This window comes from Dickeya sp. ws52 (assembly GCF_007210685.1).
GTDB lineage: Bacteria > Pseudomonadota > Gammaproteobacteria > Enterobacterales > Enterobacteriaceae > Dickeya > Dickeya chrysanthemi.
In genome coordinates this window covers 109271-125487 of the sequence record NZ_SZVX01000015.1, presented here as the reverse complement: position 1 = coordinate 125487, position 16217 = coordinate 109271, and the positions used below count along the sequence as shown (strand labels likewise).

The 16217-nt window shown below is 55.8% G+C and carries 17 protein-coding genes; 9 read left to right on the top strand and 8 right to left on the bottom strand.

Annotation, left to right across the window (positions count from 1 at the left end; translation table 11 throughout):
* The first annotated feature begins 391 nt into the window (after nucleotides 1-391).
* The gene (locus FDP13_RS15400; RefSeq protein WP_143839839.1) at nucleotides 392-1888 is read left to right on the top strand and encodes a pitrilysin family protein; all 1497 of its coding nucleotides are present in this window, start codon (nucleotides 392-394) and stop codon (nucleotides 1886-1888) included.
* Nucleotides 1889-2024: 136 nt separating this feature from the next.
* On the opposite strand, the gene kdgK is transcribed toward FDP13_RS15400, so the two are convergent.
* The 3 genes from kdgK to yhjD all read right to left on the bottom strand — a co-directional run bounded on the left by kdgK (nucleotide 2025) and on the right by yhjD (nucleotide 4361).
* Nucleotides 2025-2957 carry a 2-dehydro-3-deoxygluconokinase gene (gene kdgK / locus FDP13_RS15395; protein WP_143839838.1) on the bottom strand — a complete coding sequence of 311 codons (933 nt, stop codon included), beginning with the start codon at nucleotides 2955-2957 and terminating at the stop codon, nucleotides 2025-2027.
* 182 nt (nucleotides 2958-3139) lie between these two features.
* Nucleotides 3140-3343, bottom strand: coding sequence for a 2-hydroxymuconate tautomerase family protein (locus FDP13_RS15390; protein ID WP_015848366.1), 204 nt, complete (start codon nucleotides 3341-3343; stop codon nucleotides 3140-3142).
* A 31-nt stretch (nucleotides 3344-3374) separates the two neighbouring features.
* Nucleotides 3375-4361 (bottom strand): inner membrane protein YhjD, encoded by a 987-nt coding sequence (gene yhjD, locus FDP13_RS15385; protein ID WP_033577139.1) that lies wholly within the window; start codon nucleotides 4359-4361, stop codon nucleotides 3375-3377.
* Between the two features lie 181 nt (nucleotides 4362-4542).
* On the opposite strand from yhjD, the gene FDP13_RS15380 reads away from it, so the two are divergent.
* Complete coding sequence (locus tag FDP13_RS15380) at nucleotides 4543-5760, top strand: MFS transporter (RefSeq protein ID WP_143839837.1); 1218 nt, start codon at nucleotides 4543-4545, stop codon at nucleotides 5758-5760.
* A 58-nt stretch (nucleotides 5761-5818) separates the two neighbouring features.
* Here the strand turns inward: FDP13_RS15380 and FDP13_RS15375 are convergent, their stop codons facing one another.
* On the bottom strand, nucleotides 5819-6382 hold the full coding sequence (locus FDP13_RS15375; RefSeq protein ID WP_143839836.1) for a DcrB family lipoprotein: 564 nt from the start codon (nucleotides 6380-6382) through the stop codon (nucleotides 5819-5821).
* Nucleotides 6383-6586: 204 nt separating this feature from the next.
* Entirely contained in the window at nucleotides 6587-7255 is a 669-nt protein-coding gene (locus FDP13_RS15370) for a 7-cyano-7-deazaguanine/7-aminomethyl-7-deazaguanine transporter (RefSeq protein WP_033577137.1), read from the bottom strand.
* 355 nt (nucleotides 7256-7610) lie between these two features.
* Between FDP13_RS15370 and tusA the strand changes: the two genes are divergently transcribed.
* Complete coding sequence (gene tusA, locus FDP13_RS15365; protein ID WP_015848361.1) at nucleotides 7611-7856, top strand: sulfurtransferase TusA; 246 nt, start codon at nucleotides 7611-7613, stop codon at nucleotides 7854-7856.
* 424 nt (nucleotides 7857-8280) lie between these two features.
* Complete coding sequence (locus FDP13_RS15355) at nucleotides 8281-8607, top strand: DUF1820 family protein (RefSeq protein ID WP_027713534.1); 327 nt, start codon at nucleotides 8281-8283, stop codon at nucleotides 8605-8607.
* 76 nt (nucleotides 8608-8683) lie between these two features.
* Here the strand turns inward: FDP13_RS15355 and FDP13_RS15350 are convergent, their stop codons facing one another.
* On the bottom strand, nucleotides 8684-8965 hold the full coding sequence (locus FDP13_RS15350) for a DUF1145 family protein (RefSeq protein WP_027713533.1): 282 nt from the start codon (nucleotides 8963-8965) through the stop codon (nucleotides 8684-8686).
* Nucleotides 8955-9578, bottom strand: a complete 624-nt coding sequence (gene rsmD, locus FDP13_RS15345; RefSeq protein WP_143839835.1) for a 16S rRNA (guanine(966)-N(2))-methyltransferase — start codon at nucleotides 9576-9578, stop codon at nucleotides 8955-8957. The genes FDP13_RS15350 and rsmD overlap by 11 nt, the downstream gene beginning before the upstream one ends.
* A gap of 298 nt (nucleotides 9579-9876) precedes the next feature.
* Between rsmD and ftsY the strand changes: the two genes are divergently transcribed.
* The 4 genes from ftsY to rpoH all read left to right on the top strand — a co-directional run bounded on the left by ftsY (nucleotide 9877) and on the right by rpoH (nucleotide 14098).
* Nucleotides 9877-11235, top strand: coding sequence for a signal recognition particle-docking protein FtsY (ftsY, locus tag FDP13_RS15340; protein ID WP_143839834.1), 1359 nt, complete (start codon nucleotides 9877-9879; stop codon nucleotides 11233-11235).
* 5 nt (nucleotides 11236-11240) lie between these two features.
* A complete protein-coding gene (gene ftsE, locus FDP13_RS15335; protein ID WP_033577134.1) occupies nucleotides 11241-11909 on the top strand; it encodes a cell division ATP-binding protein FtsE in 669 nt (222 codons plus the stop codon).
* Complete coding sequence (ftsX, locus tag FDP13_RS15330) at nucleotides 11899-12864, top strand: permease-like cell division protein FtsX (RefSeq protein WP_027713529.1); 966 nt, start codon at nucleotides 11899-11901, stop codon at nucleotides 12862-12864. Before ftsE ends, ftsX begins: the two co-directional genes overlap by 11 nt.
* A gap of 376 nt (nucleotides 12865-13240) precedes the next feature.
* The gene (gene rpoH, locus FDP13_RS15325; RefSeq protein WP_015848354.1) at nucleotides 13241-14098 is read left to right on the top strand and encodes an RNA polymerase sigma factor RpoH; all 858 of its coding nucleotides are present in this window, start codon (nucleotides 13241-13243) and stop codon (nucleotides 14096-14098) included.
* A gap of 150 nt (nucleotides 14099-14248) precedes the next feature.
* On the opposite strand, the gene panM is transcribed toward rpoH, so the two are convergent.
* Nucleotides 14249-14668 carry an aspartate 1-decarboxylase autocleavage activator PanM gene (gene panM, locus FDP13_RS15320; RefSeq protein ID WP_015848352.1) on the bottom strand — a complete coding sequence of 140 codons (420 nt, stop codon included), beginning with the start codon at nucleotides 14666-14668 and terminating at the stop codon, nucleotides 14249-14251.
* A 403-nt stretch (nucleotides 14669-15071) separates the two neighbouring features.
* Here panM and FDP13_RS15315 point away from each other — a divergent pair, with 403 nt between their 5' ends.
* Nucleotides 15072-16184 carry a branched-chain amino acid ABC transporter substrate-binding protein gene (locus tag FDP13_RS15315; protein ID WP_027713528.1) on the top strand — a complete coding sequence of 371 codons (1113 nt, stop codon included), beginning with the start codon at nucleotides 15072-15074 and terminating at the stop codon, nucleotides 16182-16184.
* Nucleotides 16185-16217: the final 33 nt, after the last annotated feature.

Sequence of the window (16217 nt, the reverse complement as noted above, 5' to 3'; positions counted from 1 at the left end):
AAACTACCTGAGTATGCTAAAACTGGGAGCGATCAGGTTATTTTTAAAGCGGTTGTTAAGTTAAGGGACACAGCCTAGACGCCTTTAATTTTTTTACTCTTATTTCACGTTGTTGAGTGACATAGACGAAAGCACGCTGTCTAACGTGATGGTACACTTCGCCTCTCATTTTTTGTGGGGCGAATAACACGTGAGGCGTCAGGATTATGTCGCCTGAATTCACAAAAACATACTGTATTTATACCCAAAATAATTCGAGTTGCAGGCAGGCGGCAATCGAGCGAATCCCCAGGAGCTTACATAAGTAAGTGACTGGGGTGAGTGAGGGCAGCCAACGCACCTGCAACTTGAAGTATGAAGGGTATAGTTAGTGATTAAAGTAGGGGTTCACATGCAGGGCACCAAATTTGGCCTTTTTGTTGGTGGAGTGTTGCTGGCGGCGACAGTCGGCAACGTGCAGGCTGAAGCACTACAACCCGATCCCGCCTGGCAACAAGGCAAGCTGGACAACGGCTTTAGCTGGCAGCTTCTTGCTACACCCCAGCGCCCCAGCGACCGGATTGAACTACGGCTGATGATTAACACCGGTTCATTGACGGAAAACTCGCAGCAAACGGGGTTTGCCCATGTTATTCCGCGTCTGGCGTTGTTGCCGCGAGACACTTTTTCCGCCGGTCAATTACCGTCGTTGTGGCAGCAATCTGAAAGCGAAACCCGGCCGCTGCCTCCGGCTACGACATCGTATGATTTCACGTCCTATAATCTGAGTTTGCCGAATAACCGGCCTGATCTGCTGAAAGATGCCCTCAACTGGCTGGCGGATACGGCGGGCCAGTTACCGATTGACGATAAACGCATCGCATCGGCGACGAAAATGATTGATCCGGTGGCGACCGCGCCTTCCAACCCTCAGGACCCGACCTGGCGCTATCGCCTGAAAGGATCGTCGTTGCTGTCGTACGCGCCGGGTCAACCGCTAAAAGCCTCGGCGAATGCGGAACAGCTCAGCAAATATTACAAAACCTGGTACACCCCGGACGCCATGACGCTGTATGTGGTGGGTAATGTCGACAGCCGCGTCATTGCCGAACAGATTGACAAAGCGTTTTCTCCGTTACAGGGGAAACGAGTCGTCCCGTCGCCGCTGCCGACCTTATCCGCGATGCCATCGGCTCCTATTAGCCTGATGGATAGCAGTGCGAAGCAGGATATTCTGTCGCTGGTGTGGGATATGCCGTGGCAACCCATTCGTGATTCACAGGCGCTGGCCCGTTATTGGCACAGTGATTTGGCGCGCGAGGCGCTGTTCTGGCATATGCAGCAGGCATTGACCAAAAGCCCGCTGAAAGACACCAATGTCCGTTTCGACTGCAATGTGGTGTATGGTCGTGCCCAGTGCGCCATCCATCTGGATAATGTTACCGGCGAGTCGGCCCAGACAGGGGTGACGTTCCTGAGCAAAGAGCTGCTGGCGTTACGGGATAAAGGGTTGTCTCAGGCCGAGTTTGATACGCTGATGGCGCGTAAGACGGAGGAACTGGGCAAACTGTTCGCCACTTATGCCCGTGCCAGCACCGATATTTTGATGGATCAGCGTCTGCGCTCGCAGAAAAATGGCGTGGTGGATATCGCACCGGAGCAGTATCAGAAACTGCGTCAGAATTACCTGGCCTCCGTCACGCTGGAGATGCTGAATCAGGAGCTGCATCAGCAACTGTCTCAGGAAGCGACGTTGGTGATGTTGCAGCCACAGGGCGAACCCGAAGCCGACATGAAGGCGTTGCGCGAGACTTACATGAGCATCATGAAACCGGATAATAGCACCGCTTCTGCTATGCCGGATGCCGCCAAAGCATCGCAGGACGAAACCTCCTCGGCGGCACGTTAACGCCGGGCCTTTGCGCTGCCGTCGGCACGCCGGTGCATACGTAATTGCATGTCGTCGGTTGCCGCACGGACAAACAAAAACGCCGCTTCAGTATGGTACTGACGCGGCGTTTTTTTCTTCGGCGCTATAGCGCTGTTTAGGCGGGCATCGCGTCCAGCGGGATGATCGCACCGCGATACTGAATAACGGTGCTGGCGGTGAGGTGGCCGCGTTTGGCGGCATCCTGCGCGCTACCGCCGTTCAGGCGCACCGACAGGTAACCGGCGCTGAATGAATCGCCTGCCGCGGTGGTATCGACGACTTTCTCTTTCGGCAGCGTAATCGCCGGGATTTCCAGCAGCGGCTCCCCCTGAATCGACACCAGACAAGCGTCTGCGCCGCGCTTGACAACCACTTCCGTTACGCCTGCGCCGTGGGTACGTTTCAACACCTCGTCTACCGGCAGTTCGCCCCACAACATATCTTCGTCGTCCAGCGTCAGGAATGCGATATCGGTGCAGGCCAGCATATCGCTGTATGACTGGCGGGTTTCTTCTTTGCTCTGCCACAGACGCGGGCGGTAATTATTGTCGAAAATCACCTTGCCGCCGTTGGCGCGGCAGGCGCGCAGCACCGCCAGCAGGCGTTCACGGCTGTTCTGGTTGAGGATCGCCAGACTGATGCCGCTCAGGTAGATGTAATCGAACTTCGCCAGTTGCTGGCTGATGGTTTCGGCATCCGGGCTTTCCAGCCAGTAACGGGCCGCAGCGTCGTTACGCCAGTAATAAAACGTACGTTCGCCGGTCGCGTCGGTTTCGATGAAATACAGCCCCGGCAATTTGTTGTCCAGACGCTGGATCAGGTCGGTTTTGACCCCTTCCTGCTGCCAGGCAGCCATCATTTCGCTACTGAAAGAGTCGGTACCCAGCGCGGTAACATAGTGCACGCCGAGTGCTTCTGGTTTTACCTGACGGGAGATATAGACGGCGGTGTTGAGGGTATCGCCACCAAAACCGCGGCTGAGATCCGCGCCTTTCTGTGACAGTTCAATCATGCACTCGCCAATAATCGCAATGTTCTTCGTCGTCATGACAGCTGACCTGTAAAAAAGAGAAGGTGAACCCAATGGAAACTAGCGCCAGTCTCAACATTACACGGTAGAGAGTCAATAGTGATGAAACGATGTTTTATTTTTTCATGATATGGATCGGGAAAAGCGATTGTAATCCCGATCCTGTATACAGAGTGGCGCTTGATGCGTTGTGCTTGCGGTTATGACGCTTGCTGGCGACGTTCGGTAACGCTCTGCCCGCCGATGCCCCAATTGTCGGTTTCCACCTCGTCAATGATGACGACGGTCGTGGCCGGATTTTTCCCCAACGTATCCACCAGTAGCTGCGTTACGCCGGCAATCAGTTGTTTCTTTTGTTCGGCGGTGGCGCCGTCTTTGGTGATGCGAATATTGACGAAAGGCATGGTTGCTCCTGTTAATTGGCTCAGGGCCGAGTCAGGCATCGGGTAGCGACGCCGGTTTCGGTGTCTCGGCTTTGGGGTCCGCCGTGGCTATCCAGGCGGCACAAAACAAGGTCAGGCGTGCGAAGAAGTAGAAAAACGTCATCAGGCCGATCACGGAGCCAAACGCGGCGCCGGAAGGCGATGTCGCCAGTTTGGGCAGCGCCACGGTCATGGCGAATTTCAGCGCTTCGAAGCCGATGGCCGCCATCAGCGTGCCGCGCAACAGCGGCGTGCGCCGGGGATTATGGCGCGGCAACACCCACAGTATCCACAAAAACAGCAGATAGTTGGCGAAAATGGAGATGGACAACGCAATCAGCGTCATGACCGGGCGCAGCCAATCAATGCCGCCCAGGCCCAACGCCCGGACGATAGTCGCCTGCGCGCTGCCGGCTACCGAAGTGAGAAACAGCGTGATCACCAGCGCCAGCAGCAGCCCGATCAGCGACAGGAAATCCCACAGGTAGCGCAGATAGAGTTTCTCTTCCTCGTGCGGCTTACGCTCCCATACATCGCGCGACTGAGCGTGAATCGCTTCCCGCAGGTTGCCTATCCAGTTTACGCCGGAATAGAGTGCTATCAGCAAACCGGTCAACCCAACGGTGGTGCGCTGCCGTACCGCGGTATTCACGGTGTTCTTTAGGGTACGGGCAAGGTTCGGGTCGCTGATGCTGTTGACAATACGGTTGATAAGACCGGTCAGCAGGTCAGGGTTGGAAGCCAACACAAACCCTGCCGTGGCGAACGTGACCATGAGGATTGGAATCAGCGACAGAAACGAAAAATAGGTGATGGCCGCGCCGAACTGGTTGCCCATCCGGTCGTTAAAACGCTCTCCTGCGCGGATAAAATGCGCGATAGCCGGTACTGATCTGATGCGATGCAGCCAGCCGGTTAAACGTCCCAAGCGCTGATGCGGCGTGCCGGATTGCGCGCCCTGCTCGGTCGATGGGAGCGGCGGATTGGGCTTCACAGGCATTCAATCTCTCCTGAGCGACATTCCTGCTGAGTATAACGCAGGCGAACTTTCGGTAAATGTGTAAAGACGGCCTATCGGCTGATTGATGCTGAAAGACACAAATGTCTTGTTTATACTCGGAATCTTAACATTGTCCGCCGCGTTCGCCTGCCGACGCGACCTGTAAGCGAGCCGATTCGCCATGCCTGTTTCCACACCGTCCGTGCCGCCCAAACCCTCTCCCGGCGGCTTACGCCTGAACCTACGCATCCTGTCCGTGGTGATGTTTAACTTTGCCAGTTACCTGAATATCGGGTTGCCGCTGGCGGTATTGCCGGGCTATGTGCATGAGCGCCTTGGGTTCAGTGCATTCTGGGCCGGTCTGGTCATCAGCTTGCAGTATTTTTCTACTTTGATCAGCCGCCCGCGAGCCGGTCGTCATGCCGATGAAAAAGGGCCAAAACAGGTGGTGGTGTTCGGGTTGGCGGGGAGTGTGCTGAGCGGTGTGTTCTATGCACTGGCTGCCTGGAGCGACGACTCACCGGTACTGGCGCTGGCATTGCTGTGTATCGGACGTTTGATTTTGGGCATCGGGCAGAGTTTTGCCGGCACCGGCGCAACGTTGTGGGGCGTCGGCGTGGTGGGGTCGTTACATATTGGCCGGGTGATTTCGTGGAACGGCGTGGCGACCTACGGCGCAATGGCGATTGGCGCTCCGTTGGGGGTGTGGATTTATCATCTCGGCGGTTTGTCGCTGCTGGCGTTGGTCGTTGTGCTGGTGGCCGGTATGGCAATGTTGCTGGCGTTACCTCGCCCGGTAGTGAAGGTAACGCCGGGCAAGAAACTGCCGTTTCGCGAAGTACTCGGCAAAGTGTGGCTGTACGGCGTGATTCTGTCGCTGGCATCCGCCGGGTTTGGCGTGATTTCGACGTTTATCACCTTGTTTTACGCCGGCCGCCAGTGGGAGGGCGCCGCGCTGACCCTGAGTGTCTTCAGTTGTGCTTTTGTCGGCACCCGTCTGTTGTTCCCGAATGTCATTAATCGTTTTGGCGGCTTGCGGGTGGCGCTGGCCTGCTTTCTGGTAGAAAGTGCCGGTTTGCTGCTGATATGGCTGGCATCTCACCCGCTGATGGCGGAAGTGGGCGCCTTTTTCGCCGGTGCCGGGTTTTCGCTGGTGTTTCCGGCGCTGGGCGTGGTGGCGGTTAAGGCGGTGTCCGCGCAGAATCAGGGCAGCGCGCTGGCGACTTACACCATCTTTCTTGATTTATCGTTGGGTGTGGTTGGGCCGGCCGCCGGCATTATGATGGCCTATACCGATATCGATGCGATTTATCTGGCTGCCGCAGGATTGGCGTTGATAGGGTTATTGCTGACTTTGCGGCTATATCAGCGTGGCGGGCAAGGCGTAGCGGAAGGATGAGTGAGTACCCGCCGTCAGCCGTTGTCGGCGCGGCGGGGTGCTCTGGCATTGAGTGAAATCAGTTCAGCTTCAGCGTGCCGATGACCTTACCCGCATCGGCCTGCGCTTGTTGCAGATTGCTCGCCGGCAGCGTGATTTGCAGCGTCAGCAGACGATTATCCACCTTAGCCAGCACGATAGACGAGAACGCTTTCTGCCCGTCGCTGGTCATCACGCTGTCGAGTTGTTGAATCTGATGGCCGTTGATCTCGGCGGTCTTGTTGCCCAGTACCTGAAGGTTGGCGTCGCGTCCGCGTTGTTGTTGTTCCAGCCGTTGACCTAATGCCGGCAGATCCAGCTGCGTATCATCACCGACAATCACGATGATGGCTTTCTGGCCGCTTTGGTCGGCATAGACATGCATATTGTTGTTCTGATTGCCTAATTTTCCGCTTTGATCGCTCAAGCCATCCGGCAGCGTAAAGCTTAATTTACCGGAAAGCAGGGACACATTCTGCGAGGTGGCTTTCTCTGCCGTTGGGTTGGCGGCCGGCGCGTCGGCCTTCTTATCGCTGTTGCCGTCGCAGGCGGCCAGCGTGGCGGCCAGCAGAGCAATACCGATATATTTCGCTAAGTTTGGCATGGGTATCCTTTCTTTATCACGAACAAAAACAGATCACGAACAAAAACAGAAGTGGCGCTATGGCACCTGATTCGGGACGTAAAAACAAGCGTTTTGTGATTACGATTCCTGTCTTACGCTCGAATCAGGCTGAGGCAGGCAATTTTTCCGGTTATTCCGAAACCCGTTTATGGGCGGGAAAATCCGTTTTGAATAAAAAGCGTATCAGGCGGTCTGATCCTGGTACGGCGAGCTTCCCGCCTGGCTCAGACGGCGTAGCAGCATATTCAGCAGCACGCCGTACATCGGCAGGAAGAAAACCAGATTAATGGCGATCTTAAAGAAATAATCCACCGTAGCGATTTCCATCCAGTGGGTCGCCATGAATGGGTCCGTGCTGCGATAGAAAGCGATAAAAAAGAACGCGACCGTATCGCTAAGGTTGCCGAGCACGGCGGAAGCGGCCGGAGCCACCCACCAGGCTTTGAGCTGGCGCAGGCGGTTAAAAACATGTACGTCGAGAATTTGGCCCAATACATACGCCATCAGGCTGGCGGCGGCGATACGCGCGACTATCGGGTTCACCTGGCTCAGCGCGCCGAACCCCTGCCATTCACCTTTATAAAACAGCGATGAAACCAGATACGACGCGATCAGCGCCGGCACCATCACGGTCAGGATAATGCGGCGTGCCAGCGGAGCGCCGAAAATGCGTACCGTTAAATCAGACGCCAGAAAGATGAACGGGAAGGTAAAGGCACCCCAGGTGGTATGAAAGCCGAAAAGCGTAATGGGCAACTGCACCAGATAGTTGCTGGAGATAATCACCAGAATATGGAAGAGCGATAGCCAGCACAGCGCCGTCAGCCGCTGTTGTGCGGAGAATTGAAACATAGTATGACCTTTTTTTGGTTATTGGGGTGAGGGAACCCAGACAAATTGCCTCGTCATACCCGTCACACTTCAAGTTACAGTTGCTTTGGCCGGCTTGATTCATCCTGGTGGCCGACAGCGGTCAGCGGCCAGATATCCATGCGGTTTGCGCCGTGCTGTAATTCGGGTTATTTCGGGTATATGCGTCTTTTTAACGCTAACGTGTCGGCATCATACCGCGTTGTTGTAGCTTTGCAATGGTTCGCGGCCGTATGATTTCGTGTGTAATAATTAATCGCCGCCTGACGGCTTGCACCCCCTTGCGGGAAGGGTAAACTACGCCGCACTGCGTTCGACAATCATCATGAGACACTGAATGACCGATATTTTCGCCAATCCGGACCATACGCTGGATGCACAGGGGCTGCGTTGTCCTGAACCGGTAATGATGGTGCGCAAAACGGTGCGCCAGATGGAAACCGGGCAAACGTTGCTGATTATCGCCGATGATCCGGCCACCACCCGTGATATTCCCGGTTTTTGCCGTTATATGGAGCATGAGTTGCTGGCGCAAACGACCGAGCGGCCGCCGTATCGCTACCTGCTGCGCAAAGGGGCGTAGCAAGCGGGGAGCGCCTTGCGAACTTGTGGGGCTCTCGGCGTTAGACGTAAAGCGAGCGGACTATCAGGACATGACCGCCAAAGTAACAGATAGCCATCAACGCCTGCCAGCAACGAGAAGTTGGCGACGTTGCCTAATGCAAAATAGTGATCCCCTGCCACTCATGCCATAACGGCGGTCACCAGCACCAACGCCGTGACCACAACTGGCTGTTACCACAATCGCGCGCCCTTAACGGCCTGTGCCGATTATGCCTGGCGGGACGGGTTCTCAGTATAGGCAAATCCTGAGGTTGAGGTCGGCGTGAGGCGTGATACCGGCCGGCTTGCCGGTGGAGAGGCGGCGGGCTTCATGCTATGTTAGCGGCCAGTTTTTGTGGCGGAATGATGATGCCTGACAACTTGTCGGGGGAGACGAACTTTTAATGAGCAATGAACCCGTACTTTACCGTATCCAGTTCATTAATAACGGTAAGAACTATCAGCTGTATGTGCGTGAGCTGGTGCAGAGCAATCTGTTCGGATTTATTGAAATTGCCGATTTCGTTTTCGACAACCAATCAACGGTACTGGTTGATCCCACCACGGAGAAACTGAAAACGGAGTTTGCCGGCGTTGGCCGCAGCTATATTCCACTGCAGGCCGTTATCCGCATTGATGCGGTCACCGAACGTGATCGCGATAGCGCCCGTATTTCAGAGCTGGGCGATAACGTCACCCATTTTCCCTATCTGCCGGGTAAAAAAACCTAGCTGCCGGGTAAAAAAAACTAGGCTATCCGGTGGCGCTTGCCGCGCCGCCGTTTCCCTGCCGATGAACGGTTTGCCGTTAGCGTTTTTTACGCGGCGGCACCGGTTGTTTTCGCTGCCAGTCCAGTAATTCGAATACCCCGAACAGAAAGATGCGCAATTGCAGTAGCCCGCTGAGCGGCGGCGCGTCTTTGGGCTGGCTGGCTTTCAGCAGCAGAAATTGCACGCCGTGCATCAACAGCATGAATCCCATCGCCAGCACCATGAAAATGTTCAGCGGGCGAGGAAACGGGTGAATCAGGTTCAGAATCAAGAACCCCCATATACCCAGCATCAGCAGTCGGCCAAGATTAATCCAAATGCTCATCGTTGCCTCCGGGAGTCGCATCAGTCGCATGACGGATATAAAGACGGTAGGACACCTGACCGGCGGTTTTCTCGCGGTGCAGCGTCCAGGTAGGCGGAATAGCCAACATGCGGTTTTCCGCCTCGGTTTCGATATAAATCCAGGCTTCCGCCGCCAGCCAATTGCCGTCTTCCAGCAACCGCAGCGTGTCATCCAACAGGCCGCGGCGAAACGGCGGGTCGAGAAACACCACGTCGAAAGGGAGAGGGGACGCCGGCTTAGCCAGCCATTGCAGCGTATCGGTATTCACCACTTCGGCATTATCGGCACGCAGCAGCGACAGATTCTGCGCGAGTTGGCGCGCCACATTGCGTTCGGCTTCCAGTAGCGTGGCGTGAGCGGCCGAGCGTGACAGCGCCTCCAGCCCCAGCGCGCCGCTGCCGGCAAAACAGTCCAGACAGCGCGACTGCTGAATGACCGGAGCGAGCCAGTTGAACAGGGTTTCGCGGACGCGGTCGGTGGTGGGGCGCAAGCCGGGGCTGTCCGGCACGGGGAGTTTTCTGCCGCGCCACTGACCGCCGATAATGCGGATTTGACCGGGCGCGGATGTCGCTTGATGTTTTGCCATAACCTGTATTTTGCTGAAATGGGGCACCGACGGCGGCCCGCCGGATTTTGTGAGGCGTTATTCTAACGGCGGCGGCCGGTGTAGCAAATGTAAAGATGCAGTTAATGGGAGGCGACGCCGAAAAATCCGTCAAATTCGGGGATTTGTCTGGTGTTTGACACACCTGGTTACGGAGATTGTCACTCTACCCAGGGGAGCGGCGCGTGTTGCTGGCGGCGGGAAAGTGTTAAACTCATTGTTTTATTGACTGCATTGGTTATTGATCAGCCGCACTGGGTGGCAGGAGCGCAATTACACGATGGCGAAAGAGAAAAAGCGCGGATTTTTTTCCTGGCTGGGATTAGGGCGTCAGGACGAGGAGAAAACCGAACAATCGCAACCGGTGCCGGAAGCGACGCAAGCGGCGGATGAAGCAACGCCCGCGGCTCCGGAATCGGCACAGAAGATAGACGACGTCGCACCGGAACAACCGGAACAGCGCAGCGCGCCGGCTGAAACTGCGGAAACGACGTCGCCCGAGTCACAACCAACTGAGGCATCTATACCGGTCGAGCTACCGGAAACACCGGTGCAGGTGGCCGAGGCCGTGCCGGAAACGGCGTTCGCCCCCGTCACTGAATCGCAAGCGGATACTGAAACGTCGGACACCGACGCGGACGATGACGTCGAGTCCGAGCCTGTAGCCGTGGATGTTCCGGCTGCGCCGGTGGTGTCGCAGGAGCAGGAACGCCCGACCAAAGAAGGCTTTTTCGCCCGCCTGAAGCGTAGCCTCATAAAAACCCGCCAGAATCTGGGGTCCGGGTTTGTCGGTCTGTTCCGCGGCAAGAAAATCGACGACGATCTGTTTGATGAGCTGGAAGAACAACTGCTGATCGCCGACGTCGGCGTCGAAACTACCCGGAAAATTATCGACCGATTGACCGAACATGCCAGCCGCAAACAACTGAAAGACGCCGAAGCGCTGATCGCGTTGCTGAAGGCGGAAATGAGCGACATTCTGGCGAAAGTGGATGCGCCGCTGGCTATCGACGGTAAAACGCCGTTCGTCATTCTGATGGTCGGCGTCAACGGGGTGGGGAAAACCACCACCATCGGCAAACTGGCGCGTCAGTATCAGGCGCAAGGTAAATCGGTGATGCTGGCGGCGGGCGACACGTTCCGTGCGGCGGCTGTAGAGCAGTTGCAGGTATGGGGCCAGCGCAACAATGTGCCGGTGGTGGCGCAGCACACCGGCGCGGATTCCGCCTCGGTCATTTTTGATGCGTTGCAGGCCGCCAAAGCGCGTGGCATCGACGTGCTGATTGCCGATACCGCAGGGCGTCTGCAAAACAAAGCGCACCTGATGGAAGAACTGAAGAAGATCGTGCGCGTCATGAAGAAGCTGGATGAAGACGCGCCGCATGAAGTGATGTTGACGCTGGATGCCAGCACCGGTCAAAACGCGGTTAGCCAGGCCAAACTGTTCAATGAAGCAGTCGGGCTGAACGGCATCACGTTGACTAAACTGGACGGCACCGCCAAGGGCGGCGTGATCTTCGCCATCGCCGATCAGTTCGGCATTCCCATCCGCTACATTGGGGTGGGGGAAAGTATCGATGATTTGAGGCCGTTCAAGGCGGACGATTTTATTGAAGCCTTGTTCGCCCGTGAGGATTAAAACGGATGATTCGGTTTGAGCAGGTCAGCAAAGCCTATCTCGGCGGTCGCCAGGCGTTGCAAGGGGTGGATTTTCATATCCGCCCGGCCGAGATGGTATTTCTGACTGGTCACTCTGGCGCAGGGAAAAGTACCCTGCTGAAGCTGATTTGCGGAATTGAACGCCCAAGCGCGGGCCACATCCTGTTTGGCGGTCACGATATCAGTCGCCTGAAGAAAAGCGAGGTGCCGTTTCTGCGTCGGCAGATCGGCATGATCTTTCAGAATCATCATTTGCTGATGGATCGCACGGTGTATGAAAACGTCGCCATGCCGCTGATTATCTCCGGCGCCAGTGCCGAGGATATCCGCCGTCGCGTGTCGGCGGCGCTGGATAAAGTCGGGCTACTCGACAAGGCGCGCAGCTACCCGATTCAGCTCTCCGGCGGTGAGCAGCAACGTGTCGGCATTGCCCGGGCGGTGGTGAACAAACCGGCGGTATTGCTGGCGGACGAGCCGACCGGCAATTTGGACGATGCGTTGTCCGAAGGCATTTTGCGCCTGTTTGAGGAGTTTAATCGCGTGGGCGTTACGGTGTTGATGGCGACGCACGATACCGGGCTTATCGCCCGCCGCCAGTATCGAGTGCTGACGTTATCGCAAGGGCGTATGCTGGGAGGTCACGATGGCGAGTAATTCCCGTGCGCAGCGGCCCGGCAGCAAAACGCGGGCTCTGCAAGGCGGCTGGCAGGAACAGTGGCGTTATGCCTGGGCCAATACGTTGCGCGACATGTTGCGTCAACCGCTGGCGACGTTGTTGACCATCATGGTGATTGCCATCTCGCTGACGTTGCCGAGCATCTGTTATCTGGTGTGGAAAAACGTCAGTCAGGCGGCGTCGCAGTGGTATCCCACGCCGCAACTGACGGTATATCTGGATAAGTCGCTGGATGATAACGCTGCCGAAGCGGTGATTGGCAAAATCAAGGCGGAAGAGGGGGTGGATAAGGTGAACTATCTGTCCCGCAGCGAGGCGTTGGGGGAATTCCGCAACTGGTCTGGTTTCGGCGGTGCGCTGGATATGTTGGAGGAAAACCCGCTGCCGGCGGTGGCGGTCGTCTCACCGAAGCTGGGTTTTCAAAATAACCAGACGCTCAATACGCTGCGTGATCGCATCGCCGCGATTCAGGGAGTGAGCGAGGTACGCATGGATGATAGCTGGTTCTCTCGCCTGGTGGCGCTGACCGGGCTGGTGGGCCAGATAGCGGCGATGATCGGTATTCTGATGGTGGTCGCGGTATTTTTGGTGATCGGCAACAGTGTGCGACTCAGTATTTTCAGCCGTCGCGAAACCATCAATGTGATGAAGCTGATTGGCGCGACGGACGGTTTCATCCTGCGGCCCTTCCTGCATGGCGGCGCGTTGCTCGGCTTTTGCGGCGCGGTGCTGTCGTTGATCCTGTCGCAAGCGCTGGTCTGGAAACTGGCGGGCGCGGCGGCACAGGTGGCGGCGGTATTCGGCACCACCTTTATGGTGCGTGGGCTGAGCTGGGATGAAGCGCTGTTGCTGGTTCTGATTGCCGGGATGATTGGCTGGCTGGCCGCCTGGCTGGCGACGGTACAACATTTACGCCGTTTTACACCGGAATAGTCTGTATCACCGTCCGGCACCGACGTTTTCTGGTATACTCTTCCCTCGTGTCGGCCGGCGACTTCGGGGGAAGCGTATTGCTGATGTCGCGATTGCCAATGTTGTGATGGTCAAGGTCGTGATGGCCAATGCCTTCAACGCTCGCTTTCCTCGCCTATTTCGTCACACCACTGCACCTGTTCTTCCCATCTTGATATGAAAAATAAGATGGTTAAAAATAGTGGAACTTGTGCAGCCCGTCACACTCTAAACCGGTGTTGGCGCCTAAACCCTGTTTAGGCGCGGTAATTGAGTTTTTAGGCACAGAATGTGCAGCAAATACCGGTATGCTATCCGATGATGTGCAACCTTATGAATGATCGATGAGAGGGGTGGAATGACCAAAGATATGCAAACTTTCGCCTTAGTTCCCCAAGGCAGTCTGGAAGGGTACATCCGTGCCGCCAATGCCTATCCGATGCTGACGGCGGAGGAAGAGCGGGCGCTGGCCGAACGGCTGCATTATCACGGGGATCTGGACGCCGCCAAGCAGCTGATTCTTTCGCATCTGCGTTTTGTTATTCATGTTGCCCGTAATTATTCGGGGTATGGCTTGCCGCAGGCGGATTTGATTCAGGAAGGCAATATCGGCCTGATGAAAGCCGTGCGCCGCTTTAATCCTGATGTCGGCGTTCGTCTGGTGTCGTTTGCCGTACACTGGATTAAAGCTGAAATTCACGAGTACGTACTGCGCAACTGGCGTATCGTGAAGGTCGCGACGACGAAAGCGCAGCGTAAACTGTTCTTCAACTTGCGTAAGACTAAACAGCGCCTTGGCTGGTTTAATCAAGACGAAGTGGAAATGGTGGCGCGTGAGCTGGGTGTGACCAGCAAAGATGTCCGTGAAATGGAATCCCGTATGGCGGCGCAGGATATGACGTTTGATCCGTCGCCGGAAGATGACGCGCAGCCGGGCCAACCGATGGCGCCGATGCTCTATCTGCAGGATAAGTCTTCCGACTTTGCCGATGGCATTGAAGAGGACAACTGGGAAACCCACGCCGCGGATAAACTGACCTATGCGCTGGAAGGGCTGGACGAACGCAGCCAGCATATTATCCGTGCTCGCTGGCTGGATGACGACAATAAGTCTACGTTGCAGGAACTTGCGGATCATTACGGTGTGTCTGCCGAGCGTGTGCGTCAGCTAGAGAAGAACGCGATGAAGAAATTGCGTGCGGCTATCGAGGCGTAATTATCGAGGCGTAATGCCGGCCGGATTGACCACGTGATTTAACCTGAACGATGAACGACCGGGACAGCCGCAAGCCGCCCGGTCGTTCTGTTTTATACCCCAGGTTTGTGTCGCCACGTCCTGGGACATGCCACTACTTTCCTTCTTTGCTTATTTCCCTTCCTGATTAACGATATATTCCCAGCCGCCGGACACCGGGTAAAAACCGCAGGACTGCATGAATGTGTCCATTACGGCTTCGCTGACCAAGGCATGGTCGGCGGCGTCCAGCCACCACTCTTTCACATCGGGGCAGGCACGCAGCACCTCTTCCAGCAAATATTTGCCGACGCCATGCCGCCGGGTGGAGGTTCTGACTTGCAGGTCGGTTAACTCTGCGCTGTCGCTGTTACTGTCGATTTCGACAATCACCCCCGCCAACAGATGGCCGTTAAAGCGGGCGGCAAACAGACGGTGCTCATGGTTCAGGTCACGCTCCAGTGCGTCGAAATTCTGGTGGGGCCAAATGAAAGCCAGATCATGCCTGTCCTGTTCGTTAATTGTTGTGAGGCGTTCAACCGAGAGTCTCATACGCGGGTACTCCTGTTGATTCTTAAGAATATTGTAGTGATCTTGTAGAAAAAGGGTTGTGTAACTTTTTCTGTACGGTTAACAGCGAAAAAGGTTTCTCTGCCATTAATTTTTCGAGTAATCAATTATTCCTTTGTGGTAAAACCAGCATAACTGACTATTTTTGAAACAAAATACGGTTTTTAAATACGGTATTTTATGCTGTTTACACCGTGTTTTACTGAGAAACCTAGTTGATTTACAGCATAAAACTCCTGTTTAATATCATGAATAATAAAGCCTTATTACAAACTATTGCTTATAATAGAGTCTAACTCGTTATTACGTATGGAAAAGTGCGGGTAATAACAGTTGATGACAATAATTATAGCAATATCCAAAAATGACAGATGGGGTAAAACGGATGAAATTAAGCAAAGGTAACGCATTACTGATGGGGTGCCTGGCTGCGGCAATGGGCCACGCGGCGAATGCGGCAGATATCAAAGTGGCGATCGTCGGTGCGATGTCCGGCCCGGTAGCGCAGTACGGCGACATGGAATTTACCGGCGCGCGTCAGGCCATCGCCGACATTAACGCCAAGGGCGGCGTTAACGGTAACAAACTGGTGGGTGTGGAATTCGATGACGCGTGCGACCCGAAACAGGCCGTCGCCGTCGCCAACAAGGTGATTAACGAAGGTATTCACTATGTGATTGGTCACCTGTGCTCGTCGTCCACCCAGCCTGCATCCGACATTTACGAAGATGAAGGCGTGCTGATGATTACACCGGCAGCCACTGCGCCTGACCTGACCACCCGCGGCTACAAACTGATTATGCGCACCACCGGTCTGGATTCCGACCAGGGCCCGACCGCGGCGAAATACATTCTTGAGCACGTTAAACCGCAGCGTATCGCCGTGGTGCACGACAAGCAGCAGTATGGCGAAGGGCTGGCTCGCGCCGTGCAGGATAGCCTGAAAAAAGCCAATGCGAATGTGGTGTTGTTCGAAGGGGTAACCGCCGGGGATAAAGATTTCTCCACGCTGGTGGCGCGCCTGAAGAAAGAAAACGTCGATTTCGTCTACTTTGGCGGCTACTACCCGGAAATGGGGCAGATTCTGCGTCAAGCGCGCGCAGCCGGCCTGACCACCAAGTTTATGGGGCCGGAAGGCGTGGGTAACTCGTCGCTGTCCAACATCGCGGGCGCGGCGTCTGAAGGTATGCTGGTGACGTTGCCGAAGCGTTATGACCAGGTGCCGACCAACCAGCCGATCGTCGATGCGCTGAAAGCCAAGAAACTGGACCCGACCGGCCCATTCGTATGGACGACCTACGCCGCGTTGCAGTCGCTCACTACCGCGATGCAGCGTACCGGCAGCACCGAGCCGGCCAAACTGGCGGCCGACCTGAAAGCCAAATCGGCGGATACGGTAATGGGCCCGCTGAGCTGGGACGAAAAAGGCGACCTGAAAGGGTTTGAATTTGGCGTATTCGAGTGGCACGCAGACGGTACTTCTTCTTCTGCGAAGTAATTGACCGTACCCGTATTACTCCCAATACCGATG